Origin of the sequence: Bradyrhizobium sp. JR4.3, assembly GCF_040547695.1 — a bacterium.
Classification (GTDB): domain Bacteria; phylum Pseudomonadota; class Alphaproteobacteria; order Rhizobiales; family Xanthobacteraceae; genus Bradyrhizobium; species Bradyrhizobium canariense.
This window is the reverse complement of record NZ_JBEPQF010000019.1, coordinates 22,974-49,633: the sequence shown is the minus strand read 5'-3', so window position 1 is coordinate 49,633 and position 26,660 is coordinate 22,974. Positions and strand designations below refer to the sequence as shown.

Here is a 26,660-nt window from a genome sequence, read left to right as displayed (position 1 = left end):
GTACCTTCATCATTTCAGATGCAGCGGCCGTAACGACGAGTTCGGAACGGCAGGGAAAGTCATTGCCAAAAACCCAGAGGAGAACATGCCATGCATTTTTGCCTCACCGGACAATACACACCACGCGCTCTCAATGCCATTTTGGAGAACCCCAAGACCGATCGTCAGGAAGCGGCAAGAAAACTTATCGAAGCGGCCGGCGGAAAGCTGATTTCGATGTTCAGCGTTGCGGCCGACGGCCCAGGCGTTTTGGTGATTTTCGATGTGCCTGATCCGGGTGCGGCTCCGGCCATTTCCGGCCTGACCGTCACGGCGGGCACCCTGCAGAACGTGAAACTGACGCGGCTGTTCACGCAGGACGAGATCAAGCAGGTCCGCCAGAACGCGGCGAAGCTGCGCTCTTCGTATACCCCGCCCGGAAGCTGACATCCGGATCTGAAGCGAAGCCGCCGCAGTCCGAAACGGCGGCAACGCTCACCTCACAGCAGGAATAATGTTTGCAAGCCGAGGCGAAGGCCTTCCAGCCTCCGTTGACGAACCATGCTGTACGCTGCGTGCTGCGTCCGCGCCGTCGTCCGACCGGACGTGCTTGCCAGCGACCTCGGCAACGGCCTGCGATTGCGGTTCAGCAGTCAATCATGCTCACCACGCCCCAACGGCCATCAATCCGATAATGGTCAGGCACGAGGCGCAGGCTACCATGGCGGTATAGTACTCGGGTGTATTCATTGCTGCCTCCCAAACTGTTGCCAACTGCTTGGTCACTGCTATGCGGGAGAGATCGCCGGTCTCGGGCCGCTTCAATTCGGCGCGCGGCGACCGGTCTTGCGCTGTGTGTCCGTCCTCTCATCGTCACCCTGATCCGGATGATGATGCGCTTCGAGAGCTTCAAAGCGTTCAGCTGCGATCAGAAGCTGTTTCCGCATTTCAGCGAGGCGGGCGCGGCAATATTCACGATAGAGCAGGTCTAATATGGTGGGCATGATCACCCCCATCGTTGATTTTCGATTTACAAATAATCCACCGCGAATTTTCGAGGTGATCGTAGCCCGACAGATGGCTCTTCGATATGAGCCCGTTCACAGACTGCGCCAATTCCAGAGCTCAGTGGCCGTTTGGTTGACTTGATTGTCTGTGCGATAAAAAGAGCAGGGCCAATTACCTAAGATGAAGCATAGCGGCGCTTTGTTTCACCAAGACTTCGTCAAACAACCTAAGAGCGCCAATCGCAACAAAGAATCCAACCACAACGCGAAATGGCTAACCACGGAGTGCAAGCACTCTTCGATGCAACGCGGATCGGCATAACGGAAATCGTCTCGGCTGTGCGAGCAGCATTTCTGGTGCGTGCGAACATGCCTCGTGAAAAAGCTGCACCGCTCGTGCTGTGCCGGCAGGGCAGCTGCGCTTTGCCCATCCGACAGCAGCCTGCCATTCACGCGTCGTTCATCGCAAAACTCCTAACCGTTTCAGACGACCAGGAGAGTTCGATGAAGTTGCCGTTCGCCGCCGTTGCCGCCAGCCTTGTGTGTCTGATCATTGCGCCGGTGTTTGCACAAACGACTCCGCCGGCTCCTCAAACCACCACCGTGCCGGTGCCCGCGACCAAGCGCGTCACCTGCCTCGCGACGACTCAGAACCTGAAGGGACAGGACAAGCGCGACCAGATGCAGCTCTGCATGGCGCAGGCGCGGCTGGATTGCCTCAAGCAGGCGATCGATCAGAAGATCGTCGGCGAGCCCAGGAAGAGTTTCATCAAAACCTGCGTGGGCGCGGATGGCGCGGATCAGCACTAGACGCGCGGCCGCGGCCTCAGGCTTGCGGCTTGGGCGCGCCCGGGTAATGCCGCTCGAGCACGGCGGCGGGTGTGGCGTAGGCTTCCTGCAAATCCACGCTCCAGTATTTCAACTCGTCGAGCGGGATGCGCGTATCGGTGATCGCGCAGCGCACGAAGGTCCCCGGCGAGATCACACGGAAGTCGCCGTCGAGATACTGCACCTGCGCTTCGCCATGGCCCGAGGGGCCGAACTTGTTCAGCACGGTCGAAAGTCTCCGTGGAAGGCCGCTCCGGGGCATCTTGGAGGGCACGATGTGTTGGACGGGATGTAGCATAGATAGGGTGGCTTGTCCGCCCGGTAAACCCACCGGTTTGTGATGTTTTGGCGCCGTTTCCGCATGATAGTGCTTGAGCGAAGGATCCAACGGCAAAGTTCGATGCGCCTTCCGTTCACCGCCCTGTTTCTGACGTTCCTGATCTCGGCCGCGCACGCGTCGCCGGCGCCGCAGCAGGTCGAGATTCCGCTGGCGTCCGGCGTGCTGCATGCGCAGCTCTACAAGCCCGAGGGCACCGGGCCGTTTCCGACCGTGATCGCGCTCCACGGCTGCGGCGGCCTCGGTGGCCATTCCGATTCCGTCCTGCCGCGCTATCGCGACTGGGCCGAGCGGCTGCTCAAATCCGGCAACGCCGTGCTGCTCCCTGACAGCTACGGCTCGCGCGAGCTCGGGCCGCAATGCCGCGTCAAGGACATCCACGTCAAGGCGCGGCGCGAACGCGTCACCGATATCGCGGCGTCGCGCGCCTGGTTGATGAAACAGAGCTGGGTTGCGCGCGACCGCGTCAGCCTGATGGGCTGGGCGAATGGCGCCAGCGCGCTGCTCTGGGCCGTGCGTCCGCAAAACCTTGCGCGCGAGGTCGGCCCGGATTTCCGCGCCGCCATCGCGTTCTATCCGGACTGCAGGATTTCCGCAGGCCTCGGCTGGAGCACACGGGTGCCGACGCTGGTGCTGATCGGTGGCAATGACGACGTCTCGTCGCCGCCGGCCTGCCGCCAGATGGTCGATGGTGCGCATGGCCGCAGCGCGCTCGCGCGCATCGTGGTCTATCCCGGCGCCTATCACGACTTCGACCGCGCCAACACGCCGCTGCACGCAGCTGCCGGCAGCACCGACGCCGCCACGCCCGAGCACGGCCATCTCGGCACCGATGCGGCAGCGCGCGCGGAATCGCAGAAGGAAGTTGCGGAGTGGCTGGCGCGGTGACGGCAGTGCCGTAGCCCGGATGAGCGTAGCGATATCCGGGTAGGTCCGTCCCGCATATCGCTGCGCTCATGCGGGCTACATGTGCCGAGCGGGGCCGCCCTTGGGAACAACAGCGGACAGCCCCGCATCGACCACCGCCCTGCACGGAAAATGGCCGACCGTGACTCTACGGATCCCGCGCCGGGATGGTTTCAGCCCGTGCCGACGCCATCATTCGACCACGATGTCGATTAAACGCAGTCCCATGCGCAACCGCTTCGTCCTGTTCTCCTCCGCCCTGATCGTTTTCACCGTCGCGGTCTTCCTGTTCGAAGCCCATCTGTTCGAAGCCCATGCCGGCGCACCACAACTCGCGCCGGAACATTGCGGTTTCTGGACCACGATCGACGCGGGCTTGTCCTGCCGCTGAGACGCGCAGTCTTGTAGCCCGGATGAGCGTAGCGATATCCGGGGCCGCTGGTCCCGGATGTCGCTACGCTCATGCGGGCTACGACAGCGATTTCGTGGCACGCGTCCCACACACTCACTGTCATCGCCCGGCTTGACCGGGCGATCCAGTACGCCGAGGCGGCTGTGATTCATCGAGAAGCCGCGGCGTACTGGATTCCCCGCTTTCGCGGGGAATGACGCCGAGGGTGGCGCGACGCGCTCGCGCTCTAAAACAAATTCCCCTGATCCACCGGCTTGCCCACGCGCTTTGGCGCTGGCTTCGCCTCCTGCGCCGCCGCCTTGGCTTGCGCCGGCGCGCGTTTTGCCGTCGGTGCTGCACGATCCGCATCCGCGGTCGCACCCACACGCCCATCCGCAAACTCGATCTCAACCCGTGCGCCGGGACCGACGCTGTCTGCCGAATGCAGGGGATGGCCGGCCTCGTCGCGCACCAGCGCAAAGCCGCGCGCGAGCACGCCGCGATAAGACAATGCTGAGAGCAGCTTGCCGCTGTTCTCGACGCGGGCGTCGAGCCGCTGCAACAGCGTCACCAGCGCGCGGCCCGCGCGCTCGGCCAGGCGATGCGTGCGTTCGCGCTGGCGCGCAATCGCGTTGCGCTGCGCCTGCGCATTGGAGAGCTTCGAGGCGCGCAAGCGCACCTCCAGCCCGGCGAAGCGGTCGCGCCGCCGCCGCAGCAGCGAGCGCGTGGACAGTCCGAGTCGCTCGCCGCACACCGTGAGGCGATGATCGGCCTGCGCGATCTGGCCATGCAGCACCCGCAGCGTCAGCTTGGCGCCTGCGGCGGTGAACCTGCGGAAATGCGCGTGCGTATTGGCCTTGAGGCAGCGGGGCAGGGACGCACCCGCCGAATCCAGCCGCTGCCGCGGGATCGCCAGCAAATCGCCGGCGGCCGGCAGCGCGCGCGCGGCGGCACGCAGCTCGCTGCGACGGCTCTCCTGGCCGCGTTGCCAGCAGGACCGGGTGCGTCGCCCGAGATCGCCGACCTCGACAAAGAGATCGCTGCGCACCGGCACGGCCATCTCGGCCGCCGCCGTCGGCGTCGGCGCGCGCTTGTCGGCGACGAAATCGATCAACGTGATGTCGGTCTCATGCCCCACCGCCGAGATCAGCGGGATCATGCTCTCGGCCGCGGCACGGACCACGATCTCTTCGTTGAACGACCACAGATCCTCCAGTGAGCCGCCGCCGCGCGCGACGATCAGCACGTCCGGGCGCGGAATCTTGCCGCCCTCCGGCAGCGCATTGAAGCCGCGGATCGCGGCCGCGACCTGCTCGGCCGAGCCTTCGCCCTGAACTTTCACCGGCCACACCAGCACGTGACGGGGAAAGCGGTCCTCCAGCCGATGCAGGATGTCGCGGATCACGGCGCCGGTCGGCGACGTCACCACGCCGATCACCTCCGGCAGCCACGGCAGAAGCTGTTTGCGCGCCTCGTCGAACAGGCCTTCGGCGGCGAGCTTCCGCTTGCGCTCCTCCATCAGCGCCATCAGCGCGCCGATGCCGGCCGGCTCCAGCGCCTCGATCACGATCTGGTATTTCGAGGAGCCCGGATAGGTCGTGAGCTTGCCGGTGGCGATGACCTCGAGCCCCTCCTGGGGCTTGAAGCGCATGCGGCCGTGCACGCCCTTCCAGATCACCGCCTCGATCTTGGCGCTCTCGTCCTTGAGCGCGAAATAGCAATGGCCGGAGGAATGCGCGCCGCGGAAGCCGGAGATCTCGCCGCGGACCCGGACATGGCCGTAGGTGTCCTCAACCGTCCGTTTCAGGGACTGCGAGAGCTCGGAAACGGTGAATTCGGGTGTGTTGAGCAGGGGTTCCGCTGAAGGCATCGGCAAACGATTCGGCATTTGGGGATCAGACCCGACGTTAAGGATTTTTGCGGCGCCGCGCCAATCCGGGGATTGACCAAGAGAGTACTCTGTCATATAGAGTTCTCTATAGTTGATCGGTTTGAGGGGAGTGGATCATGGCAGTTCGATTGCTGCGCGGCGTGTTGAACGGAATGAAATGGGCCCTCTGTGCGGTCGGCGCCGTGGCGCTGATCCTGATCGCGATGATCGCAACCCCGCTGACGCGGCCGCCCGAGATGCGATCGGTCTCCGACTCCGCCAAGGGCATCGATTGGTCCACCCTCCCGCCCCTAGAGCGCTTCCAGGCCCGCGACGGCACCTGGATCGGTTTCCGCCACTACGCTGCCAACGGCCCCGCGACCGGCCGCGGCGCGATCTTCATCCATGGCTCGTCCGGCTCCAGCGGCACCGTCAATCATGCCCTGACCCATGCCATCGCCTCGCGCGGAGTGGAGACCTGGGCGCTCGACATCCGCGGCCATGGCGGCTCCGGCACGCGCGGCGACATCGGCTATGTCGGCCAGCTCGAGGACGACCTCGTCGATTTCGTCGCCGAGGTGCGCAAGACCGCGCCGGAGCTGCCGCTCACCTTGATCGGCCATTCCGCCGGCGCCGGCTTCTCGCTGCGCATCGCCGCGACACCGATCATGCAGGACATGTTCGTGCGCACCGTGCTGCTCGCGCCATATCTCGGCTATGACGCCCCGACCAATAAGCCGCATGCCGGCGGCTGGGCCAATGTCGACCTGCCGCGCTTCTTCGCGCTCGCCACGCTGCGCAAGCTCGGCATCGACTGCTGTTCGCAGCTTCCGGTGCTCGCGCTCGCCGTGCCCGCGACTTCGGCAAAGTACCTCGTCTCCACCTATTCCGATCGCCTGACGCGCAATTTCGCGACGCGCGGCTATCGCATCGATCTTCCGGCGACGACACGTCCGGTCACGATCTTCGGCGGCGCCGAGGACGAGATGATGATCTCGGACAAATATGCGGAAGTCGTGCAGGCCATCAAACCGTCGGTCGACGTCAAGGTCATCGACGGCATCAACCATATGGGCATCGTCACCAACCCGAAGGCGATTTCGGTCATCGCCGACGATGTGGCGACGCGCGGGGCAAGGCAGTCATGATCGACAGCAAGGAAGCGTCCGCGGCGCTGGCCGATATCGACGACATCGTCCAGCGCGTGAAGCAATCGCAGCTCTATGAGCTGGCGAGCTTTGCTGCCGTCTGGTGGGGCCTCTTGGTGTTCGCGGCCAATCTCGTGACCTGGCTTTGGCCGGTCTATGCGGTCTACGCCTGGGTCGCCGTGGACACTTTGGGCGCCGGCGGTCTGGTGGCGCTGCGCATTTTCAATCCGCCGCATCACTCCCATGGCGCCGCTTTCAACGTCAGACTGCTTCTGGTGTTCGTGCTGTTCTTCGCCTTCGGTTATCTCTGCACCAACGTGATCGGTCACTTCGGCCCGCGCCAGCTCGGCACGTTCTGGCCGCTCTACTTCATGCTGTTCTATACGCTGGCCGGTCTCTGGTTCGGCTATGCCTTCATGGCGATCGGTGTCGGCATCTCCGCGCTGACGCTGATCGGCTACTTCTACATCGGCGAGGCGTTCCCGCTCTGGATGGCCTTCGTCAATGGCGGAGGCCTGATCCTCGGCGGCCTCTGGATGCGGCGGATCTGATGGCCGAGCTCGACGACATCATCCACCAGCCGTTGCGGCTGAAGATCATGGCGGCACTGAACGCGCTGCCGGCCGCGACAGGATTGGAGTTTTCCCGGCTGAAGAAGCTCACCGGCGCGACGGACGGCAATCTCGGCGCGCATATCGAGACGCTGGCCAAGGCGGGCTACGTATCGGTGGAAAAAGCCTTCGTCGGCAAGAAGCCGCAGACCACGGTCATCGCCACCGCGGCAGGCCGCGGCGCGTTCGCGCGGCATGTCGCGACGTTGCAGGAGATCATTGCGGGGAAGCAGGTCTGATCTTCCAATAGGTCTGATCTTCCGAAGCTGGCGCGCTCGTTGTTCGCTTGCCACCAGGCCCACATCGCTATGCTGCGCATACGTCACCGGGTTGTACGGGATGCGAAGAGACTTAGTTGCGAGCCGGCGCCGGAGTCGACGAGTATTCTTCCGCTGGTCCGACCTTAAACAGAAGCAGAAAGATCAGAACGTGACTGACAAGTAGCAAGGGGACGTAAAGTGCGGGCACGTAAATCCCTGCGCCCATCAGACCGGGATCTCTGAGTTGTGTCACTCCCATGTAGTATGCGTTCAGGAGGTCGATCGTGCCCCAGACATTGAAGACCCAAACAGCTGGAATGGCGATCGACCAGCGCCGGGAGAGTGCCGCCATCGAGCCAAGGGCCAAGGCCGCGGCGATGAAATCGCCCCATCCGACCTGACGGGCGAAATCCGGATTCAATTCCGGCGACACAAATCCAGTCACCAGGAAATTCATCCCAAAGAATCTGAAGGCATGAAAGGCCGCAATCAATCGCAAAGCCTCAAATCGCGGCAGGCTACGCAGCCATGGCCAGACATAGATGTAACCGATCGCTGAACTTGTCAGGAAGGCGCCGACGACGCTCAGAACAAATGGCAGGTTGATGGCGGTCATTTCTCTGCCTCCTCGCTATTGCGGGCGTTCCGGGCTGGCCAGAAGCAACCGAAGGGGCAGCAACGGACCGACCGCGATGTACTCGTGATCGACGAGGCCTTGCCGGGCCAGCGGCAGATCATCCATGATCGCGTGCGCTTCCGCGACATCCCTGGTGTCGAGCAAGAAGACAGCACCGCGGCCATCGGCACGCGAGAACCATTCCCGGATTTTCCCGCCGACGTAGAGCTGCACGGTCTGTCGGACTTCGGCCGGCATTACAGCCATGACCTGTTCGCGTGTGACGTTGCTCTTGGCCGTCAGGATAACCATCACCCCAGTTGTTACGGGAGATAGGTTTTGTGTTTGGGCAATGGATGCTTCAGTCATGGCAAGGGCTCCTATGAGGATGAAGGTGAGGGCGGCGTTCCGGACTTGCGTCATCGTTTTCAGGCTCCGACTCTGGCGCGATAGGCAACCAAGTCACCCGCCGGCGTGGCGTCTCGCTCTGCAACTGAACTTAAGAAAGCTTTCGTCGGTCCACTATCCGCTATAAAGTGGACAAGCCATGAAGCAGAACTTCACAATGAAGCAGGGCACGATCGATGGTGTGGAGGCATTCCTCAGCGTTGCCCGGCACCGCAGCTTTCGAAAGGCGGCCGCAGAGCTGGGCATCACCCCATCGGCGATGAGCCAGGCGGTGCGCGCGCTCGAGGCGCGCATGGGCGTTGCCCTGTTCGTTCGCACAACGCGCAGTGTCGGCCTCACTCAAGCTGGCGAGCAATTCCTGTCCCGCGCCAGACCAGCCTTTGAAGAGCTCATCGCGGCCGGAGCTGCCGTGCGCGAACTCGGGCAACGTCCCGTCGGGCTTTTGCGGCTCGCCGTTCCCAGAGCGGTCGTTCCGCTGATCCTGCAGCCGGTCATCCTCTCGTTCTGCAAGGCTTATCCCGAGATCGAAGTGGAGATCGCTGCCAGCGAGGAGCGAGTAGATCTCGCCGCCGGAGGATTTGACGCCGGCATCCGGATGGGTCAGTTCATCGACGCCGACATGATTGTGGTCAGGCTTTCCCAGCCCTTCCCGTTCGTCGTTGTCGGGAGTCCCGATTATCTGCGCGCACGGACACGACCGAAGCTTATCGACGACCTGCGTGGCCATGCCTGTCTGCGTCTGCGCCGGCCGAACGGATCAGTCGTGCCGTGGTCGTTTCTCGACGGCAACAGAACGATCGAGGCAGTCGTCTCGGGTCCGCTTGTCGCGCACGATTATCCGACGCTGATCGAAGCGGCAGTGGAGGGTTTGGGACTTGCGCAGGTGCCTGGCCCACCTGTTAAGGCTCATATCTCGGAGGGCCGATTGCAGGCGGTGTTGACGCGCTTTGGCACGACAACGCCCGGCCTTTTTCTCTATTATCCGAGCAAGCGCCAAATCTTGCCGAAACTGCGCGCTTTCATTGACCATCACGCCAAGTCTCGGCGCCGTTGACGCCTGCACTCACTGGGCCGCCCCGGTGTGGCGGTCAGCGCCCGCGGAAGGCGGGAGCACGCTTTTCCCCAAGCGCCCGGAAATATTCCTGGTGATCGTCGCTCTGAGCCAATCGAGCCAGTTCAGGAAACAGCGCCGCGTACGCGGCTTCCTGACCTTCGCTCAGCGCGCGATGGGCCGAGGCGATTGTCGCTCGAATTCCAAGCGGAGCCGCGGCCGATATCCTGCGAGCGACTGCGATCGCCCGATCAAGTTGCTTTCCGGGCGGCGTCACGTATTGAACCAATCCCATTCGGTAGGCCTCATCGGCGCTCCATTCGTCGCCTGTCAGCATGTAGCGCATCGCATTCGCCCAACCCGCCTCCCGGACGAACGTGATCGGTGCACCCCCAGCAGGGAAGTGTCCGCGGGTGACCTCTGGTTGGGCGAACACGGTATCGCTCGCTGCAACGCGGACATCTGCCGCCAGGAAAAGCTCATGGCCTGCACCCTGGCATTTGCCCTGGACGGCGACGACGAGTGGCTTCTGCCTGCGAGGAGGTATCGTGCCGACGGGATTGATGAACTCAGACATTTCCGGGAACTTGCCCGTGCGCAAGACTGGCGCCCAGCTGTCAGGATCGAGCACACCGCCAACGAAGTCGGAGCCTTGGGAGTAGAGGACTGCGACGCGCAGCGCGTCATCGTGGTCGAGCATATACATCAGGCGACCCAAGCCAATGACGCTTGATAGGTCGACACCGTCGGTCTCCTGCCGAATGCCGATCAGCAGAATTGAGCCGTCCACGCGTTCCACTCTGACATTGCTTGGCATTGTGCCCGAACCCGTTGGAGCAGAGGCAACCGGGGATTGGACCTGCGCAGAACTCGGGCCCCCAAGCAGAACCGTGGCGCCTGCACTTGCAGCTAGAAACGCTCGGCGATGTATTCCGCCCGCGTTCTGCTCAGAAAGCCGTCGAGAAGGCGGCGAATAAACTTCTTTCTGGTGGAGTTCATCGCGCTTTGCGGGGATGTCGTTCATCTCAGTGTCTCCTGTGAGAGCTTTGAAATTGCTGAGGAGAGATAGGACGCATGCTCGACAGGGGCTATCCAAGATAAAACTCACAGGGCGTGAAGGAGAACTTCACAGTCAAATGATATGGCGAGCGACATTCATTCCTACGATGTCAAGCCATGAGATGACTCGCCTCGCCCCGAATTCGCGCCGCTGAAGAAGCTCACCGGCGCCAACGACGGCAATCTCGGCGCGCATATCGAGACGCTGGCCAAGGCGGGCTACGTGTCGGTGGAGAAGGCCTTCGTCGGCTGGAAGCCGCAGACGACCGTCACCGCCACCGCCGCCGGCCGCGTCGCTTTCGCGCGGCATGTTGCGACATTGCAGGAGATCATCGCGGGGAAGCAGAGCTAGGACGTGTGCTCATAAACGTCGGCTTACTAACGCAAAGCGGAAGTCTCCCACCACGGGCGTGATCGACGGCTTGTGACCCGTTGCGGACCTGCGCCGGCCTGCTACCTAATGGCAGCTTCTGACCGAAGGCGGTCATCGCATGGTCTCTACTTCTCCGCCCGCGAAACGGCTCTGGATTCACCCCTCGCTCCGCCGGACGAGACGATGGCGCTTTCCCGGAACGGCGCACGGGTAGGTTGGGGCGCCGACAATTCCTGGCAATACATCCGATCGATCTTGCGCTGCATAAGCGCATAGCAGTCGCATGCGACCCTCTCGAGCCGCGCCCGATCGATCTCAACAAATCCGCGCCGGTCGGAGGGGACGGCTCCGGCCTCGCGTAGCTTGCTCATCGTCAGAGTCACTGTCGTCCGCCGCACCCCAAGCAATTGCGCAAGCGCCTCCTGCGTCACCGGGAGGAGGTCATCGGGAACGCGGTCGTGAAGCTGCAGAAGCCACCGCGCCATGCGGCCATCCACCCGGTGCAGCGCGTTGCAAGCGGCTACGTGCTGGAGTTGCAATAACACCGCGCGGGCGTGGAGCTGAACGACATTCCTGATGGCCGCGCTTTGCGCATAGGCATCCCGAAATTTGGCGGCGGAAATCAATGATGCTGTGCCCGCCATGCGTGCAATCGCGGTCACGGATGAAAGCGATGGGCCGAGTACGGAAAAAGAGGCCAAAGCGCCTTCCCGTCCCATCAAGGTGGTTGCGACCGTTTGCCCGTCCGGCATATCGAGCATGAAGGCGATTGCGCCGCTATGGGGAAAGTAGACCGGGTCCATCTCATCGCCCGAGCGCACCAAAACGGCATCTGGCCCAAAGGAGACCTTCCGGAAGTGGGGCGTGAGCAAGCCGAGATCCGCCGGCGGCAGAGCCGCCAAAAGCCGATTCCCGATGCCGGTACGGTAGAGGGTCACGATGCTTTCTCTTGTGAAAGAGCATCCATTGAACGTCGGTATCCATCTCTTTCATTCACTATGATTATCCGAATACGAGTTGCGCGAAACGCAACTATCCAAACAGAGCCATTGGTCGAGATCAAGCACGGACATTTGCGGAGACACTGCCGCCGTCTCGCCGCGCAAGCAGGATCTTGCATACATCATACTATTCACGCCCGTTGGGCGACTCGGCGAGCGGGACCTGCGGGATGATCGAGCGATGATGGTTCCGGAAGCGCCCGCTCCTGGCTTCCTAGCTGACGTCTTCAGCTCGTAGGATGGGTTGAGCCCTTGCGAAACCCATCGCTTCTCTATCCCCGTTCTCCGAAATCGCGGCCGTCATCCGACTGATCGCCGGCCCAATCGGCCGGGTAATTGCCGAGCTTTATGCGGCGATGAAACGAGGAGGGCGCCCAGTCACGGAATCGGCATCACCTTCTGGTAAGGTCCACGCCGTGTGAAGGTGATCGGGCAGCACCACGATGGCATCGATCGTGAATGGATGGCGTCGGTGCGTTTCACGAAACGCCGTGCGCAACAACCCGATATGATCCGTCAGCAACGCTAGCTTCCGCTCCGCCAGGTTAACGGTGAAGAAGAAACACCCACCCGAAACGAAGTTGCGGCGGTACGAGGTCATGACGGGACGTTACCACGCAACAAGTGCGATGGGTTTCGCAAGGGCTCAACCCATCCTACGGGCTGCGCATCTTCAATCCGCCGCATCACTCCCATGGCATCGCCTTCAACGTCAGACTGCTTCTGGTGTTCGTGCTGTTCTTCGCCTTCGGTTATCTCTGCACCAATGTGATCGGTCATTTCGGCCCGCGCCAGCTCGGCACGTTCTGGCCGCTCTACCTTATGCTGTTCTATACGCTGGCGGGTCTCTGGTTCGGCTATGCCTTCATGGCGATCGGCGTTGGCATCTCCGCGCTGACGCTGATCGGCTATTTCTACATCGGCGAGGCGTTCCCGCTCTGGATGGCCTTCGTCAATGGCGGAGGCCTGATCCTCGGCGGCCTCTGGATGCGGCGGATCTGATGGCCGAGCTCGACGACATCATCCACCAGCCGCTGCGGCTGAAGATCATGGCGGCCCTGAACGCGCTGCCCGTGTCTACCGGCCTGGAGTTCTCGCGGCTGAAAAAGCTCACCGGCGCAACCGACGGCAATCTGGGGGCGCATATCGAGACGCTGGCCAAGGCCGGCTATGTCGAAAAAGCCTTCGTCGGCAAGAAGCCGCAGACCACGGTCACCCCGACGGCGGCGGGGCGCGGAGCGTTCGCGCGGCATGTGGCGACGTTGCAGGAGATTATTGCGGGGAAGCAGGTTTGATCGGCTGAAGCTGACGCGAACTTCCACGAACTCGTCCGGAGGCAATGGAGCGCTCTGGGTGTCAGTCCTGGCCCGTAGATGTCCGAGGGATGGCGCCGAGGTGGCGGAGTGGCTGAAGAGGGGTCATCAAAGGCTATTCAAGCAGACTAGTTTCCCCGAACGGCGCGCCTAGAGGCCCGAAATTGCCCAGGAAGCTTCGGCCTTGGAGGGCAGAAAAAATCCCCTGAAACATCAACGGTTTGAGTAGTGATACTTTGCTCTTGCGGAGCCTGATTTTCTCGGCGACAAACTTCTGTCCTTCTGAAGCACAGCAATACACTTCCTTAATGGGAGAGTTGTGCGATGGGCATCCACCGTTTTGTCATTGACGTTGAGAGGTCGGCGCGGTGCGTTGCGCCGATCCCGAATCTATGTCTCCATACCTCTGCTGATTCGGAGGGCTCCATGATGCTTCAATGGAGTACTCCGTGATGACGCCACCCCCCAAACTGACCGTAAAATTCTGGCCGCCCAGCGTGACAGCTGAGGGCGTTCCGGCCATCAATGCTATCCGGAGACCGTTGGCCGCTCTAGTCTACGCCCGGGCAGCTACAGCCGTTATCGGTGTTCTCGGGCTGGTCTGGGGCGGGAGCGAATTGGCGCCATGGGCGTTACGTCTTTTGAGATTCTGGTAGCTTGACTAAAGGTTCTCTTTGGCCAGTGCATCCATCTCTTGAATTACTCCATGCTGCTCAAACTCAGACGGGTAAACAAACTTGACGATATGCAGAGCTGTGAGGCCGGCCTGCGCGGTACTTTTGAGCGCGTGCATCAGCACCCTTGGGTCACTGCTTAGCGCCTCGACCGAGAAAAATTCCGCTTCAGTCCCGCCCGTGGTGATCGTACTCATGGTCGCATGCGGGTTCGGGTGGCCGCCGAAATCAATCGCGCGCTCGTAGTTCTCGCTGAAGATCTCGGCCAATAGAGCATCATGTCTCGTGATGGCTGCTCTAACCTCGCTGATCTTGAAAGCCGTCTTCTGGGCCTTCATACCCTCAGGCGTCATATTTCTTCCCATCCAGACCGACTCAAGCTCTGGCTTTTCAGAAATCGCCAGCGTGTAGCCAGCGTGCTCCAGGCAAGACCTTGTCATCTGAAAAGCCTCTGTTACCTGGCCCGACAGTGACATGCCAACCGCAGACTTGAAGGCGTACTGAGACCTCAGGAAAAGCAGCGCACAGATGAACGACTTGGATTTGGAGAAATGGAATGCCGGCGCGGTGAAACACTTATTGATGCGGCTAAGAATCTGATACTCGGCCGCAAAGTTGGCCGTATTGACCATCCGGTTAGAGGCCGCATCTTCGAAAAACTCTTCAAGGTCGTTTGTCTTGTCCATGCGGCACCAAACCCCGACTGGTTACGGGGCTCGTTCAGAGTTCTCGGTTCTGCGGTACGTTTGGCATTCTTCGCAGTAAGCCCGCAGCGTCCTTACGCTATCCATCATCGAAGCACGTTGAAGGTGCAGCCATTCCAGAGAGCCTCGGCATTCTTCTGGTCAATCCTGCAAGAGTCCTCGACAGAAAAGCTCTTCCCGCTCACCCAGCAATACAGCCGTTCGATGATAGGTATCGATGCCTTCAAGAGTTCTGTTTCATCGCCGTATTTCATCGGCTGAATTGGGCCGTGCTTTTCTCGCCGCGTGGACTCCAACGAATGAGCAAGATTCTTATCGCGGATGTTCATCACGGAAGCCAATCTCGCCGACGCAATAATCGCGCGACTGTCGGCTATTGCCTGCCTGAGCTCCGTCTTAGCTTTCGCTGCCTGTTCGCTCCCGAACTGGCGTTCGCTCGCCGCTATCGCCTCGCGTTCGAGCCGGGCAAGGTTAGGATCGGTGGAGGGGTTGCCAATCGAAGCTGTCTTACCGCTCCAATAGTGTAGGTTCTCGTCGCCGAGTTGCTCGATGATTTCACTGTCATCAATCAGTTCTACGACGGTCGAAATATTTTCTTTTTGGGCATCAGCGCTGTCCCATATGGCGCAAAGTCTGACGATCTCGATCTGGTGCATACTGCGCTGGAAAACCTCGAAGGCGTTAGCTGCAAAAGAGGCCGGAATTTGCGATGCGAGCGTCGGTGAGTACACCACGAATGAATTGTTTGCGTGCAACTCAATAACATAAAGGAAGTGATCAAGGAGTCTTTCCATCTTGACCTTAGCTTGATCGATCCGTTCCGTCTTTGTTAGCTGTTTCAACCATTTCATATCGACCATTAGCGACTCGCTTCAAATTCTTGGACTCCACCCCAGAACGCGGCGGTGCGCGGTCATGACGCGACGTTACCACGAAACAAGTGCAATGGGTTTCGCAAGAGCTCAACCCATCCTACGGGCTGATTAAATCACTTTGTCACGCGGCCACTGCATCTTTGGGAAGAGGCCACGATACCTGTCGCGCGCATTGATGGCGCGGGCGAGGTCGGAAAACCACATCGCCCTGCTTCCTCCAGGAAGCTCATCGCCGATCAATGGGCAAAGCCCCTCATCCCTGTCGGGAACGAGCACAAAATACATATCAAGGCTGTGCCGATAATGGATGCCGTGTCTGCCTTCAAAATTGAAGGTATGGTTGCGCATGTATTCTGCAATTACGTCAATCCTGGGAGTACGCGCACGGCACTGCGGAGCCTGCTGAGGGCGATAATACTTCCGCTCATTCAGGAGATTGTCGAAGAGATTGATCCAGTATGTTTCACGATCGCTGACCTGACTTATGTCGCACCACTCGAGCAATGCGGTCCGAACCGGAAAGGCGTCATTCCACTCGTCACGCATCCAGCTTCGCACGACACCTATCCCGTCATAAGGACCCCGCCGGTGCTGCACAAAACGGCGATCGATGGTGCCGGTCGTCATCCCGACGTATCGCACCCGCCCGTCGCGGCAAGAATAGAGAGCGTAGATGGATGCCATCGAGGCTCCTGGATGGTTTCCGGCTCAGCAAATGAAGTGATAGGCTCGAGGTCTGTCAACCTACGGCCGGCACATCTTAAGCTGCTGGGTGACGGGGTTGGCCCGGAACGTGTCGCTCGTAGGATGGGTTGAGCTCTTGCGAAGCCCATCGCTTTCCTATTCCCGCTCTCCGTCGTCGCGGCTGTCATCCGACTGCAAGTGACGACAAACCGCGGGTGGCGCCTGGTCGGCTAGCTTTACGGATGCTTCGAGAAACACGTGTGATGAGTTTCGCTCGGCTCAACCCATGCTACGCGCTAGTCCGGACGGCCCGGACGGAAGAGAAAAAACCGCTGATCAGGCCAACCACTTGAACGATCATCCACTTTCTGCAGGGGTGGTCTGCCAAAGTCTCTTCCGGTCATGTTGTCGCGCTATCGCGCGGGGGTTTGACAGCGCACTCAGATACTTATCGGCATAGTAGTTTTCGGTCGCCTACATCAGCGGTTTTTTTGCAAGAGCGCTGATGACACTGCGTCCTGCTTAAGGCCTTACGATCACTCAGGATCTTTCTTGAGCGCCGAATAGTCTTGGCACCACGTGCCGACGCTGACCCAATGGCGACATCGGTTCGGATCGTCTGAGCCAAGTAGCACGGAGCTAATCTGGTGGACCAATTTCAACGACTCGAAATACACTTCCTCGGAGCAGTTATCCGTGCCGATGGAGTGGTCGGCATAGCTGCGGCGGTTGTGATTATCACCATGCTTCTGTTGATGTACTCGCACGCCGAGGGGCTGTGACGGACAATGGCGCTAACGCTCAAGCAACTAATAGATTCCTATCGAAGCGATTTGGACTCGCCTTTCCAAAAACTTCGCTATCAGGTGCGCATCAAGCAGGGCCGCACGTTCGATCGGATGAGTGAAAAATACGGCCAACATCAGGTCCGAGGCATCAAGGCGCCAACGCTGCTTTACTGGTACAAAGTTTCGGGTTCTGGCGGTAGGACTGCCGCAGCGAATGAAATGATCGCGCGGCTTCGGGCTCTATTTAAGTTTGGCTTTACGCTCCTCGAAGATCCAGAGTGCAGGCGTCTTGCGGAAATACTTCGCGAGAGCCGGTTTAGCACTCAGGGACCGCGCTTCGTGCAACTAACTGTCGAGCATGTCCAAGCTATCCGTCGCACGGCTCGCGAACACTTTGGTTGGTATTCGATAGCTCTCGTTCAAGCGTTTCAATTCGAATTGAGGCTTGGCCAAAAGGATGTAATTGGTGAGTGGGTTCCTGTCGGGGAGCCGGGAAGCTCCGACGTTGAAATCCATGGTCGGAAGTGGCTCCGTGGCCTACGTTGGTCCGACATCGACAAAAATTTGATCTTGCGGCACACGACAGGATCAAGCGGCCGCCCGATTGAAGTCGATCTGAAGAAGGCTCCGATGGTGTTGGCGGAGTTCAAGGCGCTTGGCCTCGACATTTTGGCCCTCCCAACGTCCGGCCCAATTATCATAAACGATGTTACCGGCTTACCTTGGTCCACGACCGAATTCCGCAGAAAGTGGAGATTGGTGGCTAAGAAAGCGGGGGTACCTGATGTGGTAAAGAACAGGGACAGCGTTCCAACGGGGACAATAGTGGGCGGACCGGATCAGGCTCCAGTGTCGCAGCGGATTACGCTTGCGCGCATTGGTCAAAGTTTGAGAAGGGCCCGTCGCTAGAAGGGCAGCTTCGAGGGCGTGTTCCCTGCTCCTCAAATGATTAGGGGCGTGCGCGATGCGCAAAGAACATCGCCAACCGGCTTCGGCATCGGTCTACGCCATAGATGGACAGCAGGAGCACGCGCGCCTCGGAATGACGGGGAGTTCGGGCCGCCCCCCTTGAGCCCCACCCCGATTCGTGCGACCTCGCGTCCAGCAAACCTCTATTTTTCGAGCCCTCGATGCATATTCTCCTGCTTGGTTCCGGCGGCCGCGAACATGCGCTGGCGTGGAAGATCGCAGCCTCTCCCCTTGTGACCAAATTCTGGTGCGCGCCGGGCAATGCCGGGATCGCGCGCGAGGCGGAATGCGTGGCGCTCGATGTCGCCGACCATGCCGCCGTGATCGACTTCTGCAAGGCGAATGCGGTCGAGCTCGTGGTGGTCGGCCCGGAGACGCCGCTGGCGGCCGGGATCGTCGATGACCTCACCGCCGCCGGCATCAAGGCGTTCGGGCCGGACAGGATCCCCGCCCAGCTCGAAGGCTCGAAGGGCTTCACCAAGGCGCTGTGCACCGAGTTCGGCATTCCGACCGGCGCCTACAAGCGATTCACTAACGCCGCCGATGCGCGCGCTTACGTCCAGAGCCAGGGCGCGCCGATCGTGGTCAAGGCCGACGGCCTTGCCGCCGGCAAGGGCGTCGTCGTCGCCAAGTCGGTGCGCGAGGCCGAGGACGCCATCGCCATGATGTTCGAGGGCGGCTTTGGCGAGGCCGGCGCCGAGGTCGTGATCGAGGAGTTTCTGCCGGGCCGCGAGATCAGCTTCTTCGCGCTGTGCGACGGCGAGACCGCCATTCCGCTGGCGTCCGCGCAGGACCACAAGCGCGTGTTCGACCACGACGTCGGTCCGAACACCGGCGGGATGGGCGCCTATTCGCCGACGCCCCTGGTCACGCCGGCGGTCCATGACGCGATCATGGCCAAGATCATCCTGCCGACAGTCGCCGGCATGAAGCAGCGCGGCACGCCGTTTCGCGGCATCCTCTATGCCGGGATCATGCTGACGACGCAGGGCCCAAAGCTGTTCGAGTTCAACGTGCGCTTCGGCGATCCCGAGTGCCAGGTGCTGATGCTCAGGATGATGTCGGACATCGTGCCGGCCTTCCTCGCCGCCTGCGACGGCCAGCTGAAGAACTTTGACCTCCGCTGGTATCCGGAAGCCGCACTCACGGTGGTGATGGCGGCGAAGGGATATCCCGGCGACTATCAGAAGGGTACGCGGATCGAGGGGCTCGACGACGCCGCGAAGGTCGAGACCGCCGAGATCTTTCACGCCGGCACGGTCGAGAAGGACGGCGCCATCCTCGCCAATGGCGGCCGCGTGCTCAATGTCTGCGCGCTCGGCAAGACCGTGACGGAAGCGCAGGCCCGCGCCTATCAGGCCGTCGACCGCATCAACTGGCCGGAAGGCTTCTGCCGCCGCGACATCGGCTGGCAGGCGGTGGACGCCGAGAAGTCCAAGGGCTGACAGGCTTTTTTCGCACGCGCGCGCAATTTCCGCCCGCGCCGTCGGCACTCCGAAATTGTGTAGGCGGCGGTTGGACTTAGCTACTGTGCATGGGGTTGTTTTTCGACTTTTTTGTTTTGGGGCATTCTCAAGACCGAACAGCCCACGCTGACAGATAAGGATGCAGAAGATGTCCGATCTCGCCGACCTCTATCCCGGCTTCGCCTCCGAATGGATCAACACCTCCCTCGGCCGCATCTTCGCCCGCGTCGGCGGCAAGGGACCGCCGCTGTTGCTGCTGCACGGCTTCTCCGAGACCAACGTGATGTGGCACCGCGTCGCGCCGCAGCTGGCCGACCAGTTCACGCTGATCATCGCCGATCTGCCCGGCTATGGCTGGTCCGACATGCCCGAGAGCGACGCGCTGCACATCCCCTACAGCAAGCGCGCGATGGCCAAGGCCATGGTCGAGGCGATGGAGCGCCTCGGCCACGTGCACTTCGCGCTCGCCGGCCACGATCGCGGCGGCCGCGTCTCGTATCGGCTGGCGCTCGATCATCCCGGCCGGCTGTCGAAGCTCGCGGTGCTCGATATCCTGCCGACCTACAATTACTGGGAGCGGATGAACCGCGCCTACGCACTGAAGATCTATCACTGGACTTTTCTGGCGCAGCCCGCCCCGTTGCCGGAGACGCTGGTCGCGAGCAATGGCGAGTTCTTCCTCCGCTTCAAGATGGCGAGCCAGACCAGATCGAAGACGCTGGAGGCCATCGACGAGCGTGCGCTCGAACACTACATCGCCCCGTTCCGCGATCCCGCCCGCGTGCATGCGATGTGCGAGGATTATCGCGCCGGCGCCTATTTCGATTACGATCTCGACAAGGCCGATTTCGAGGCCGGCAAGAAGATCACGATTCCGATGCTGGCGCTGTGGGGCAACGCGGGCGTAGCGCAAGCCGCCGCCACCCCGCTCGACATCTGGAAGCAGTGGGCGACCAACGTGGATGGCATGCCGGTGGATTCGGGGCACTTTCTCACCGAGGAGAACCCGGATGTGACCGCGAAGGCGCTGCGCGAGTTCTTTGCCGCGCCTTAGCGCCGCTCGCGAAAGAAGTCCTTGAGCAGCCGCGCCGCCTCGCTTTCGCCGACCCCGGAATAGACATCCGGGACGTGATGGCAGGTCGGCGAGGTGAAGAACCGCACGCCTGATTCAACCGCGCCGCCCTTGGGGTCGGCGGCGCCGTAATACAGGCGCCTCACCCTTGCAAACGAGATCGCGCCCGCACACATGGTGCACGGCTCCAGCGTCACGTAGAGGTCGCAGTCGACCAGGCGCTCGCTGCCGATTTTTTTGGCCGCCTCGCGCAGCGCAACGATCTCGGCATGCGCCGTGGGGTCGTAGTCGGTCAGCGTCCGGTTCGCCGCGGTGGCGATGACCTCGTAATTGCGGACCACGACGCATCCGATCGGAACTTCGCCCGCCTTTCCGGCGTTTTCGGCCGTTTTGAGCGCCAAATCCATGAAAGAGGGGGCTTTCAAGCCTCGTATCATCGCGAGAAACCTGCTAGTAGCTGCGCCTTCAGCAGAAGTGCTTACCGAATTTGCCTGAGCATGCGGCTCGAAACGAGCGCGCACAATGCTTTCTGGCCACCCCCTGAGTGAGATTATTCATGCCTCGCGACAGCGACAAAGACAACGATTCCCGCGGCCGTCGTGATCGCGGCCCGGCCAAGGGCGGCCGTTCCGGCAAGGCGCGGGGCCCCGAGAAGAAGTTCGCCAAGCGCGGCTTCGAGGGCAAGGGCGACAGCGGCCCGCCCCGCGGCGACCGTGACAGCCGACCGGTCCGCCGCCGCGAGGAGGGCGACGCCCCGCGCCGCGACTTCAGCGACCGTCCGAAGTTCAATCGGGAAGACCGGCCGCGCGGCGAAGATCGTGGTGAGCGCAGCTTCAAGCCGCGTGGCGATCGGCCCTTCAAGCCGCGTGAAGACCGTCCGTTTTCGGATCGTCCGTCGCGCGACGGCGAGAAGCGCCCCTTCAAGCCCCGTGGCGACCGCCCATTTTCTGATCGCCCCTCGCGCGATGGCGAGAAGCGGTCGTTCAAACCGCGCGGTGATCGCCCGTCCTATGGGCGTGATGACCGTCCGCCGCGCAGGGATCGCGACGATTCCCGTCCGGCCGGCCGAACCGGTGACACGAAGTTTGGCGACAAGCGACCTTACGCGCCGCGTGGCGACCGTCCGGAACGCAAGTTCGACGGCGAGCGGAAGTTTTCGCGCGGCGCACCGGACCGCAATCGCAGCGAGCGCAGCGATTCGAAACCCTGGCAGAAGCGCGATGCGGCCCCACGCGGCGACCGGCCGCCGCGCAAGGACTTCAGCAAGGGTCCGCGCAAGGATTTTGGCGGCAGCGACCGCGGTCAGGACAAGCCTTGGCAGAAGCGCGACGATCGGCAAGGCGGCGGCGACGACCGTCCGCGCTTTTCGCGTTCGCGCGACGATCGTCCATCAGGTGACCGTCCATTCCGCGAGCGGCCTAAATTCGATCGCCCCCGCGATGATCGTCCCAGGTTCGATCGCGGCGGCGATCGCCCGAAATTCGATCGTCCGCGCGAGCGCTCCGAGGGCCGCTCCGACTGGCACGAGCATCCCCGCAGCGAAGCTCGTTCCGGCGACCGTCCGCGCCGCGAAAACGAGGACGAGAGCAGGATCTTCGAGAAGCGTCCGGCCTTCGGCGGTCGCGGCGCCTATCGCGAGCGCGATCGTGATTCCGAGCGGCGGCCGCGCCGCGAGGAAGAGGTCAAGCCGAAGAAAGCTGGCGAGCGTATCGCCAAGGTGCTGTCGCGTGCGGGCCTTGCCTCGCGCCGCGATGCCGAGGAGATGGTCACGCAGGGCCGCGTCAGCGTCAACGGTCGTGTCATCAACTCGCCGGCGCTCGACATCACCTCGAACGATGTCGTCACCGTGGATGGCAAGCCGTTGCCGGAGCGCGAGCGCACGCGGCTGTTCCTCTATCACAAGCCGCGCGGCCTGATGACGACCCATGACGATCCCGAGGGACGTCCGACCGTGTTCGACAATTTGCCCGAAGGTCTGCCGCGGCTGATCAGCGTCGGCCGGCTCGACTTCAACACCGAGGGCCTGCTGCTGCTCACCAATGATGGCGGGCTCGCGCGCACGCTCGAGCTGCCGGACACCGGCTGGCTGCGCCGCTACCGTGTCCGCGCCCATGGCGACGTCACGCAGGCGCAGCTCGACGAGCTGAAGAACGGCATCGAGATCGAGGGCGTCAAATACGGTCCGATCGACGCGACGCTGGAGCGTGACCAGGGCGCCAATGTCTGGCTGGTTTTCGCGATCCGCGAGGGCAAGAACCGCGAAGTGCGCAATGTCTGCGCTCATCTTGGACTCGAGGTGAACCGGCTGATCCGGGTCTCCTACGGCCCGTTCCAGCTCGGCGAGGTCCCCGAGGGCCAGGTCGAGGAGATCAAGTCCCGCGTGCTGCGCGACCAGCTCGGCGAAAAGATCATCGAGAAATCGGGTGCGCAGTTCGACGTGCCGCAGAAATCTGCCTCGCATGAGGGAGACGACGCGCCGCGCGAGAAGAAGCCCGCGAGCAAGCGCGGCGTGATCAACGACCGCAAGGGCCGCCGCGTCCTGGTGCAACGCACCGGCAGCGAGGAAGCGCGCGAGCGCAACGAGGCTGAGGCCAGCGGCTACGGCCCGCCGCGCCGTCCCAAGCGCGGCTATCACGGCAAGCGCGATCTGGCGCCGAAGGAGGACTGACGTTGCGCGTCGTCGGCGGTCGATTGAAGGGGCGCAATCTGGCCTCACCGTCCTCGCGCGACATCCGCCCCACGGCGGACCGCCTGCGCGAGTCCGTGTTCAACATCCTCGTGCACGCCTATGACGATCCGATTGCGGATGCGCGCGTGCTCGATCTCTTCGCCGGCACCGGCGCGCTGGGCATCGAGGCGTCGTCACGCGGCGCGAAATTCGTGCTGTTCGTCGACAACGGCGCGGAGGCGCGCGCCCTGCTGCGGAATAATGTCGAGACGCTGGGCTTGGGTGGCGTGACAAAAGTCTATCGTCGTGATGCGACCGATCTCGGGCCTGCGCATCCGGTCGAGCCGTTCTCGCTGGTGTTCCTCGATCCGCCCTATGGCAAGGGGTTTGCGGAGAAGGCGCTTGCGAGCCTGCGCGACGGCGGCTGGCTGACGCCGGGCGCGCTGCTCGTCGTGGAAGAGGCGAAGGCTGCGCAGTTCGTCACGCCGGAAGGCTTCGAGGAATTGGAGCGGCGCGCGTATGACGACACGGAGTTCGTGTTTTTGAAGCGGCCGTAATTTCGAATTACCTCCGTCCGAACAGCTTCTCCACGTCGCTCAACTTCAGCTCGACATAGGTCGGGCGGCCGTGATTGCACTGGCCGGAGTTCGGGGTGTCCTCCATCTCGCGGAGCAGGGCGTTCATCTCCTCCGGCCTGAGCCTTCGGCCGGCGCGCACCGAGCCGTGGCAGGCCATGGTGGCGGCGACGTGCATCAGACGGCGCTCCAGCGGCAGCGCCTCGTCCCACTCGGCCATATGCTCGGAAAGATCGCGCAACAGCCCGCCCGCATTGGTCTTGCCGAGCAGCGACGGCGTCTCGCGCACCGCAACGGCACCGGGGCCGAAGGATTCGATCGCGAGGCCAAACGACGCCAGCTCCTCGCTGCGCTCGAGCAGGCGCTCCACCGTGGCCTCGTCCATCTCGACGATCTCGGGGATCAGCAGGATCTGCCGCTGCACGCCGTTGGCAGCCAGCGAGGCTTTCAGCCGCTCGTAGACGATGCGTTCATGCGCGGCGTGCTGGTCGACGATGATCAGGCCGTCGCGGGTCTGCGAGACGATATAGGTCTCGTGGATTTGCGTGCGCGCCGCGCCGAGCGGGCGGTGGACCAGATCGCCGGCGGGCTGCGTTTCGATCCGCACGTCCGCACTGGGCGCACCGACATCGAACGCAGCCTGCGCGCGCTCGGCGAAGGTGGGCGCAGCCGCACCGTCGAATGACGGCATCGGCGCGACCGGGGCGGATGGCGACGCCCGCCAATCCCAGCTTGCCGGGCGCGGCGTGAATGCGGGGCGGAACGACGACAGCGCGCTCTCGCCGCTGTTGGCGGCCGTACGCCGGCCCTCCCGTGCAAGCCCGTCTTTCAATCCGTGCACGATCAGCGCGCGGACGAGGCCGGCGTTGCGAAACCGCACCTCGGTCTTGGCCGGATGCACGTTGGCGTCGACCTCGCGCGGATCGAGCGTGACGAACAGCGCCAGCACCGGATGACGATCGCGCGGCAGATAATCGGCATAGGCCCCGCGTACCGCCCCTAAGATCAGCCTGTCGCGCACCGGACGGCCGTTGACGAAGAGATATTGTCCGAGCGCGTTGGCTTTGGTCAGCGCGGGCGCTGCGGCATAGCCGGCGACCGCCACGCCCTCGCGCTCGGCGTGGACCTCGATGGCATGGCTGCGGAACTCTGCCCCCAGGATGTCGCCGAGACGCGTGAGGCGACCGGCGACGCCGGGCAGCGCCGCAGCCCAGGTCACCGGGGCGCGCTCTTCGCCCGCGAGCGTGAAGGCGATTTCCGGCCGCGCCATCGCGAGGCGCCGCACCACCTCACGGATCGCTTCCGCCTCGGTCCGGTCGGTCTTCAAGAACTTCAGCCGCGCCGGCGTGGCGTAGAAGAGGTCATTGACCTCGACCCGCGTGCCGTGCGCGAGCGCGGCCGGCATGATCTCGGACTTCTCGCCGCCCTCGACATTGAGCGCCCAGGCATGCGGCTCGCTGGCATGCCGCGTGGTGATGGAGAGCCGCGCCACAGAGCCGATCGAGGGCAGCGCCTCGCCGCGGAATCCGAGCGTGCGGATCTGCAGCAGGTCCTCGTCGTCGAGCTTGGAGGTGGCGTGACGCTCGACTGCCAGTGAGAGGTCCCTGGCGGTCATGCCGCCGCCGTCGTCGGTGATGCCGATCCGCCGCCGTCCGCCGCCATCGGTAAAAACGTCGATCCGGCTGGCGCCGGCATCGATGGCGTTCTCGACCAGTTCCTTGACCACGCTCGCAGGACGTTCGACCACCTCGCCGGCGGCGATGCGGTTGACGACCTGTTCGGGCAATTGGCGGACGGGCATGAGTTCGATTTCAGATTCGGGGCGTTATTCTATGCCGTGTTGCGTCAAAAGCATCGGGTGAGCAACAGGCGCGTCGCGCCCTGGGGAAAAGGGAGGCTTATCACATTGAAGACATTGGACGATCGCGCCGGTCGCGGGGGCCGTCGTTGACGACCCCGCGAGCCCGAGCGTCGCGTTCGCGGTCCGCAACTTGTTCCGCACCGCCGCATATGAGGAGCACAATTCCGCGAAACCGCCGCGAAATCCCTCAACGATGACCACACGATCCGGATTGCATGGCGACTGCGCCGTTCGGCTCTCTGCGCGATGGGATGGTCCAGTCCAGGCGAACGGCGAAAACACCAACCGCTCATCGCGAACAAAATCCAGGAGAAATGGATGAAGGTAGTGAAGACCTCTGTAATCGCATGCGCTCTTTCCGCACTGCTGGTGGGACCGGTTCTCGCACAAGGCGCATCGTCGGACACCAAGTTGCGTGGCAGCGCGCAGGGCAAGACCATGCAGGGCGGTGCCTCGAGCGGCGATGAAGAGGATCTCGGCGCACAGCAGGGAGCCGCGGGTGAGAAGGTCGGCATGAAGTCGACCAAGGGTACGAAGGGCACGGTCGGCACCACCGGCAGCGCGACGCATAAGGGCACGGCTGACGATTCCGTGTCGGGCGGTGCTGCGACCGGCAAGCGCTACTGACGCAGCCAGCGAAACGGCAAACCTCCGGTCGCATGGCGGCCGGAGGTTTTTTCGTCAATCGGTCAATCGTCGAAATGCCCGCCGCGCTTCGACTTGATGTCGCTGCGGCGCTTCTTGCCCTCGAGCCGGCGCTGCTTGGACCCAAAGGTCGGCTTTGTCGCGCGCCGTGGCTTCGGCCGGATCATGGCTTCGCCGAGCATCTCCGTAAGGCGATCGATGGCGTCCTGGCGGTTGCGCTCCTGGGTGCGGAAGCGTTGGGCCTGGATCACGATGACGCCGTCCTTGGTCATGCGCTGCCCTGCGAGCCGGGCCAGGCGCAACGCGGCATCCTCCGGCAGCGTCAGTTTGCGGGTGTCGAAGCGCAATTGCGCCGAGGTCGCGACCTTGTTGACGTTCTGCCCGCCGGGGCCGGAGGCGCGGACAAAGCCGATCTCGATGTCGTCCTCGTCGATGACGAGATCGCGGGATATCCGCAGCATGGTGGCACCATTCGTGATGCCCGGACATATCCCGGACGCCTAGGTTCGGCAATGGCGCCC

29 protein-coding genes and 2 pseudogenes are annotated in these 26,660 nt (G+C 62.6%); 17 read left to right on the top strand and 14 right to left on the bottom strand.

Annotated elements, in window-relative coordinates:
• Positions 1-90 precede the first annotated feature (90 nt).
• Entirely contained in the window at positions 91-426 is a 336-nt protein-coding gene (locus tag ABIB91_RS26495; protein WP_007596925.1) for a GYD domain-containing protein, read from the top strand.
• A 374-nt stretch (positions 427-800) separates the two neighbouring features.
• Here ABIB91_RS26495 and ABIB91_RS26490 read toward each other — a convergent pair whose 3' ends face one another.
• Positions 801-995, bottom strand: coding sequence for a hypothetical protein (locus ABIB91_RS26490; RefSeq protein WP_083869876.1), 195 nt, complete (start codon positions 993-995; stop codon positions 801-803).
• A 276-nt stretch (positions 996-1,271) separates the two neighbouring features.
• On the opposite strand from ABIB91_RS26490, the gene ABIB91_RS41765 reads away from it, so the two are divergent.
• Positions 1,272-1,796 carry a hypothetical protein gene (locus ABIB91_RS41765; RefSeq protein WP_473366910.1) on the top strand — a complete coding sequence of 175 codons (525 nt, stop codon included), beginning with the start codon at positions 1,272-1,274 and terminating at the stop codon, positions 1,794-1,796.
• 16 nt (positions 1,797-1,812) lie between these two features.
• Here ABIB91_RS41765 and ABIB91_RS26480 read toward each other — a convergent pair whose 3' ends face one another.
• Positions 1,813-2,040 carry a DUF2093 domain-containing protein gene (locus tag ABIB91_RS26480; protein ID WP_007596922.1) on the bottom strand — a complete coding sequence of 76 codons (228 nt, stop codon included), beginning with the start codon at positions 2,038-2,040 and terminating at the stop codon, positions 1,813-1,815.
• Positions 2,041-2,214: 174 nt separating this feature from the next.
• On the opposite strand from ABIB91_RS26480, the gene ABIB91_RS26475 reads away from it, so the two are divergent.
• Positions 2,215-3,039, top strand: a complete 825-nt coding sequence (locus ABIB91_RS26475) for a dienelactone hydrolase family protein (RefSeq protein WP_354168603.1) — start codon at positions 2,215-2,217, stop codon at positions 3,037-3,039.
• Positions 3,040-3,283: 244 nt separating this feature from the next.
• Positions 3,284-3,448: a hypothetical protein gene (locus ABIB91_RS26470; protein ID WP_007596920.1), complete on the top strand. Its 165-nt coding sequence runs from the start codon at positions 3,284-3,286 to the stop codon at positions 3,446-3,448.
• A 247-nt stretch (positions 3,449-3,695) separates the two neighbouring features.
• Here ABIB91_RS26470 and xseA read toward each other — a convergent pair whose 3' ends face one another.
• Positions 3,696-5,318, bottom strand: coding sequence for an exodeoxyribonuclease VII large subunit (gene xseA, locus ABIB91_RS26465; RefSeq protein WP_246649584.1), 1,623 nt, complete (start codon positions 5,316-5,318; stop codon positions 3,696-3,698).
• Positions 5,319-5,455: 137 nt separating this feature from the next.
• Between xseA and ABIB91_RS26460 the strand changes: the two genes are divergently transcribed.
• Genes ABIB91_RS26460 through ABIB91_RS26450 form a run of 3 tightly spaced genes read left to right on the top strand, consistent with a single transcriptional unit; the run spans position 5,456 to position 7,316 of the window.
• Positions 5,456-6,466, top strand: a complete 1,011-nt coding sequence (locus ABIB91_RS26460; RefSeq protein WP_354168600.1) for an alpha/beta hydrolase — start codon at positions 5,456-5,458, stop codon at positions 6,464-6,466.
• The gene (locus ABIB91_RS26455) at positions 6,463-7,017 is read left to right on the top strand and encodes a hypothetical protein (protein ID WP_354168598.1); all 555 of its coding nucleotides are present in this window, start codon (positions 6,463-6,465) and stop codon (positions 7,015-7,017) included. Before ABIB91_RS26460 ends, ABIB91_RS26455 begins: the two co-directional genes overlap by 4 nt.
• Positions 7,017-7,316, top strand: coding sequence for a winged helix-turn-helix domain-containing protein (locus ABIB91_RS26450; RefSeq protein WP_007596917.1), 300 nt, complete (start codon positions 7,017-7,019; stop codon positions 7,314-7,316). Before ABIB91_RS26455 ends, ABIB91_RS26450 begins: the two co-directional genes overlap by 1 nt.
• A gap of 112 nt (positions 7,317-7,428) precedes the next feature.
• Here ABIB91_RS26450 and ABIB91_RS26445 read toward each other — a convergent pair whose 3' ends face one another.
• On the bottom strand, positions 7,429-7,953 hold the full coding sequence (locus ABIB91_RS26445) for a DUF8737 domain-containing protein (RefSeq protein ID WP_354168596.1): 525 nt from the start codon (positions 7,951-7,953) through the stop codon (positions 7,429-7,431).
• 15 nt (positions 7,954-7,968) lie between these two features.
• Positions 7,969-8,322 carry a hypothetical protein gene (locus tag ABIB91_RS26440; protein ID WP_354128661.1) on the bottom strand — a complete coding sequence of 118 codons (354 nt, stop codon included), beginning with the start codon at positions 8,320-8,322 and terminating at the stop codon, positions 7,969-7,971.
• Positions 8,323-8,500: 178 nt separating this feature from the next.
• On the opposite strand from ABIB91_RS26440, the gene ABIB91_RS26435 reads away from it, so the two are divergent.
• The gene (locus tag ABIB91_RS26435) at positions 8,501-9,415 is read left to right on the top strand and encodes a LysR substrate-binding domain-containing protein (protein ID WP_007596914.1); all 915 of its coding nucleotides are present in this window, start codon (positions 8,501-8,503) and stop codon (positions 9,413-9,415) included.
• Between the two features lie 34 nt (positions 9,416-9,449).
• On the opposite strand, the gene ABIB91_RS26430 is transcribed toward ABIB91_RS26435, so the two are convergent.
• Positions 9,450-10,436 (bottom strand): crotonase/enoyl-CoA hydratase family protein, encoded by a 987-nt coding sequence (locus tag ABIB91_RS26430; RefSeq protein ID WP_354168593.1) that lies wholly within the window; start codon positions 10,434-10,436, stop codon positions 9,450-9,452.
• Positions 10,437-10,610: 174 nt separating this feature from the next.
• On the opposite strand from ABIB91_RS26430, the pseudogene ABIB91_RS26425 reads away from it, so the two are divergent.
• Positions 10,611-10,823 (top strand): annotated as a pseudogene (locus ABIB91_RS26425) (transcriptional regulator); the annotation flags it as partial.
• 146 nt (positions 10,824-10,969) lie between these two features.
• On the opposite strand, the gene ABIB91_RS26420 reads toward ABIB91_RS26425, so the two are convergent.
• Both ABIB91_RS26420 and ABIB91_RS26415 read right to left on the bottom strand, forming a co-directional pair.
• A complete protein-coding gene (locus tag ABIB91_RS26420; RefSeq protein ID WP_219685638.1) occupies positions 10,970-11,782 on the bottom strand; it encodes a Crp/Fnr family transcriptional regulator in 813 nt (270 codons plus the stop codon).
• Between the two features lie 409 nt (positions 11,783-12,191).
• The gene (locus ABIB91_RS26415) at positions 12,192-12,446 is read right to left on the bottom strand and encodes an REP-associated tyrosine transposase (protein WP_502917018.1); all 255 of its coding nucleotides are present in this window, start codon (positions 12,444-12,446) and stop codon (positions 12,192-12,194) included.
• A 62-nt stretch (positions 12,447-12,508) separates the two neighbouring features.
• On the opposite strand from ABIB91_RS26415, the pseudogene ABIB91_RS26410 reads away from it, so the two are divergent.
• Positions 12,509-12,847: pseudogene (locus ABIB91_RS26410) on the top strand (hypothetical protein); the annotation flags it as partial.
• On the top strand, positions 12,847-13,140 hold the full coding sequence (locus tag ABIB91_RS26405) for a winged helix-turn-helix domain-containing protein (protein ID WP_354168591.1): 294 nt from the start codon (positions 12,847-12,849) through the stop codon (positions 13,138-13,140). The pseudogene ABIB91_RS26410 and the gene ABIB91_RS26405, both read left to right, overlap by 1 nt.
• 679 nt (positions 13,141-13,819) lie before the next feature.
• On the opposite strand, the gene ABIB91_RS26400 is transcribed toward ABIB91_RS26405, so the two are convergent.
• From ABIB91_RS26400 to ABIB91_RS26390, 3 genes are all read right to left on the bottom strand, one after another.
• Positions 13,820-14,518 (bottom strand): hypothetical protein, encoded by a 699-nt coding sequence (locus ABIB91_RS26400; protein WP_354168589.1) that lies wholly within the window; start codon positions 14,516-14,518, stop codon positions 13,820-13,822.
• A 104-nt stretch (positions 14,519-14,622) separates the two neighbouring features.
• Positions 14,623-15,396 carry an AbiU2 domain-containing protein gene (locus ABIB91_RS26395; protein WP_354168587.1) on the bottom strand — a complete coding sequence of 258 codons (774 nt, stop codon included), beginning with the start codon at positions 15,394-15,396 and terminating at the stop codon, positions 14,623-14,625.
• Between the two features lie 123 nt (positions 15,397-15,519).
• Positions 15,520-16,095: a GIY-YIG nuclease family protein gene (locus ABIB91_RS26390; protein WP_354168585.1), complete on the bottom strand. Its 576-nt coding sequence runs from the start codon at positions 16,093-16,095 to the stop codon at positions 15,520-15,522.
• Positions 16,096-16,883: 788 nt separating this feature from the next.
• On the opposite strand from ABIB91_RS26390, the gene ABIB91_RS26385 reads away from it, so the two are divergent.
• The 3 genes from ABIB91_RS26385 (at position 16,884) to ABIB91_RS26375 (ending at position 20,372) form a co-directional block, all read left to right on the top strand.
• Positions 16,884-17,792, top strand: a complete 909-nt coding sequence (locus ABIB91_RS26385; RefSeq protein ID WP_354168583.1) for a hypothetical protein — start codon at positions 16,884-16,886, stop codon at positions 17,790-17,792.
• Between the two features lie 221 nt (positions 17,793-18,013).
• Entirely contained in the window at positions 18,014-19,297 is a 1,284-nt protein-coding gene (purD, locus tag ABIB91_RS26380; RefSeq protein WP_354168581.1) for a phosphoribosylamine--glycine ligase, read from the top strand.
• A gap of 169 nt (positions 19,298-19,466) precedes the next feature.
• Positions 19,467-20,372, top strand: coding sequence for an alpha/beta fold hydrolase (locus tag ABIB91_RS26375; protein ID WP_354168579.1), 906 nt, complete (start codon positions 19,467-19,469; stop codon positions 20,370-20,372).
• Here the strand turns inward: ABIB91_RS26375 and ABIB91_RS26370 are convergent.
• Positions 20,369-20,827: a nucleoside deaminase gene (locus ABIB91_RS26370; protein ID WP_007596901.1), complete on the bottom strand. Its 459-nt coding sequence runs from the start codon at positions 20,825-20,827 to the stop codon at positions 20,369-20,371. The two genes, ABIB91_RS26375 and ABIB91_RS26370, sit on opposite strands and share 4 nt — an antisense overlap.
• Positions 20,828-20,946: 119 nt before the next feature.
• Between ABIB91_RS26370 and ABIB91_RS26365 the strand changes: the two genes are divergently transcribed.
• Together ABIB91_RS26365 and rsmD are read left to right on the top strand one after the other, a co-directional pair.
• Positions 20,947-23,058, top strand: coding sequence for a pseudouridine synthase (locus tag ABIB91_RS26365; RefSeq protein ID WP_354168576.1), 2,112 nt, complete (start codon positions 20,947-20,949; stop codon positions 23,056-23,058).
• 2 nt (positions 23,059-23,060) lie between these two features.
• Complete coding sequence (gene rsmD, locus ABIB91_RS26360; protein ID WP_027520407.1) at positions 23,061-23,615, top strand: 16S rRNA (guanine(966)-N(2))-methyltransferase RsmD; 555 nt, start codon at positions 23,061-23,063, stop codon at positions 23,613-23,615.
• A 7-nt stretch (positions 23,616-23,622) separates the two neighbouring features.
• Here the strand turns inward: rsmD and mutL are convergent, their stop codons facing one another.
• Positions 23,623-25,434 (bottom strand): DNA mismatch repair endonuclease MutL, encoded by a 1,812-nt coding sequence (gene mutL / locus ABIB91_RS26355; RefSeq protein WP_354168573.1) that lies wholly within the window; start codon positions 25,432-25,434, stop codon positions 23,623-23,625.
• 378 nt (positions 25,435-25,812) lie between these two features.
• Between mutL and ABIB91_RS26350 the strand changes: the two genes are divergently transcribed.
• Complete coding sequence (locus tag ABIB91_RS26350) at positions 25,813-26,121, top strand: hypothetical protein (protein ID WP_219685625.1); 309 nt, start codon at positions 25,813-25,815, stop codon at positions 26,119-26,121.
• A gap of 62 nt (positions 26,122-26,183) precedes the next feature.
• On the opposite strand, the gene arfB is transcribed toward ABIB91_RS26350, so the two are convergent.
• Positions 26,184-26,600: an alternative ribosome rescue aminoacyl-tRNA hydrolase ArfB gene (gene arfB / locus ABIB91_RS26345; protein WP_354168571.1), complete on the bottom strand. Its 417-nt coding sequence runs from the start codon at positions 26,598-26,600 to the stop codon at positions 26,184-26,186.
• Positions 26,601-26,660 lie beyond the last annotated feature (60 nt).

Coding starts and splice junctions, on each gene's coding strand:
- ABIB91_RS26495 (WP_007596925.1), top strand. CDS start 91: ATGCATTTTTGCCTCACCGGACAATACACACCACGCGCTCTCAATGCC.
- ABIB91_RS26490 (WP_083869876.1), bottom strand. CDS start 995: ATGGGGGTGATCATGCCCACCATATTAGACCTGCTCTATCGTGAATAT.
- ABIB91_RS26475 (WP_354168603.1), top strand. CDS start 2,215: ATGCGCCTTCCGTTCACCGCCCTGTTTCTGACGTTCCTGATCTCGGCC.
- ABIB91_RS26470 (WP_007596920.1), top strand. CDS start 3,284: ATGCGCAACCGCTTCGTCCTGTTCTCCTCCGCCCTGATCGTTTTCACC.
- xseA (WP_246649584.1), bottom strand. CDS start 5,318: ATGCCTTCAGCGGAACCCCTGCTCAACACACCCGAATTCACCGTTTCC.
- ABIB91_RS26460 (WP_354168600.1), top strand. CDS start 5,456: ATGGCAGTTCGATTGCTGCGCGGCGTGTTGAACGGAATGAAATGGGCC.
- ABIB91_RS26455 (WP_354168598.1), top strand. CDS start 6,463: ATGATCGACAGCAAGGAAGCGTCCGCGGCGCTGGCCGATATCGACGAC.
- ABIB91_RS26450 (WP_007596917.1), top strand. CDS start 7,017: ATGGCCGAGCTCGACGACATCATCCACCAGCCGTTGCGGCTGAAGATC.
- ABIB91_RS26445 (WP_354168596.1), bottom strand. CDS start 7,953: ATGACCGCCATCAACCTGCCATTTGTTCTGAGCGTCGTCGGCGCCTTC.
- ABIB91_RS26440 (WP_354128661.1), bottom strand. CDS start 8,322: ATGACTGAAGCATCCATTGCCCAAACACAAAACCTATCTCCCGTAACA.
- ABIB91_RS26435 (WP_007596914.1), top strand. CDS start 8,501: ATGAAGCAGAACTTCACAATGAAGCAGGGCACGATCGATGGTGTGGAG.
- ABIB91_RS26430 (WP_354168593.1), bottom strand. CDS start 10,436: ATGAACGACATCCCCGCAAAGCGCGATGAACTCCACCAGAAAGAAGTT.
- ABIB91_RS26415 (WP_502917018.1), bottom strand. CDS start 12,446: ATGACCTCGTACCGCCGCAACTTCGTTTCGGGTGGGTGTTTCTTCTTC.
- ABIB91_RS26405 (WP_354168591.1), top strand. CDS start 12,847: ATGGCCGAGCTCGACGACATCATCCACCAGCCGCTGCGGCTGAAGATC.
- ABIB91_RS26400 (WP_354168589.1), bottom strand. CDS start 14,518: ATGGACAAGACAAACGACCTTGAAGAGTTTTTCGAAGATGCGGCCTCT.
- ABIB91_RS26395 (WP_354168587.1), bottom strand. CDS start 15,396: ATGGTCGATATGAAATGGTTGAAACAGCTAACAAAGACGGAACGGATC.
- ABIB91_RS26390 (WP_354168585.1), bottom strand. CDS start 16,095: ATGGCATCCATCTACGCTCTCTATTCTTGCCGCGACGGGCGGGTGCGA.
- ABIB91_RS26385 (WP_354168583.1), top strand. CDS start 16,884: ATGGCGCTAACGCTCAAGCAACTAATAGATTCCTATCGAAGCGATTTG.
- purD (WP_354168581.1), top strand. CDS start 18,014: ATGCATATTCTCCTGCTTGGTTCCGGCGGCCGCGAACATGCGCTGGCG.
- ABIB91_RS26375 (WP_354168579.1), top strand. CDS start 19,467: ATGTCCGATCTCGCCGACCTCTATCCCGGCTTCGCCTCCGAATGGATC.
- ABIB91_RS26370 (WP_007596901.1), bottom strand. CDS start 20,827: ATGATACGAGGCTTGAAAGCCCCCTCTTTCATGGATTTGGCGCTCAAA.
- ABIB91_RS26365 (WP_354168576.1), top strand. CDS start 20,947: ATGCCTCGCGACAGCGACAAAGACAACGATTCCCGCGGCCGTCGTGAT.
- mutL (WP_354168573.1), bottom strand. CDS start 25,434: ATGCCCGTCCGCCAATTGCCCGAACAGGTCGTCAACCGCATCGCCGCC.
- ABIB91_RS26350 (WP_219685625.1), top strand. CDS start 25,813: ATGAAGGTAGTGAAGACCTCTGTAATCGCATGCGCTCTTTCCGCACTG.
- arfB (WP_354168571.1), bottom strand. CDS start 26,600: ATGCTGCGGATATCCCGCGATCTCGTCATCGACGAGGACGACATCGAG.